This is a genomic window from Pelomicrobium sp. G1 (assembly GCF_051905455.1).
Lineage (GTDB): Bacteria > Pseudomonadota > Gammaproteobacteria > Burkholderiales > UBA6910 > Pelomicrobium.
Window position 1 is genome coordinate 1 of sequence record NZ_JBQACR010000253.1, and the last position, 305, is coordinate 305.

1 protein-coding gene is annotated in these 305 nt (G+C 56.7%); it reads right to left on the reverse strand.

The features are described from left to right. A partial coding sequence (locus ACTFO6_RS18400; protein WP_439935824.1) for an SDR family NAD(P)-dependent oxidoreductase occupies window positions 1-263 on the reverse strand: 263 nt, incomplete at its 3' end. Window positions 264-305: the final 42 nt, after the last annotated feature.

Consider the following 305-nt stretch of genomic DNA (forward strand, 5'->3'; position numbering starts at 1 on the left):
GAGCAGTGATATACGCCCGACAGATTGGTCGCTAGAAGTTCGTCCCAGTCCTCATCGGTGCATTCGAGCAGGGGCGCGGCCCGGACAACACTGGCGTTGTTGACCAGAATGTCTATGCCTCCATGCTGCTCTAAAACTTTGTCCATTGCTGTGCGCACGGTAGGCCTGCTGCGGACATCCATTTGGATAGCACAAGCATTGGAGCCGAGGCTTTTAGCCTGAGCGGCAGCACGCGCAAGATCCGTGTCTGCCAGAACAACCATGCACCTCTCTTGGACCAGAAGCGTTGCGATCTGCGCGCCAAT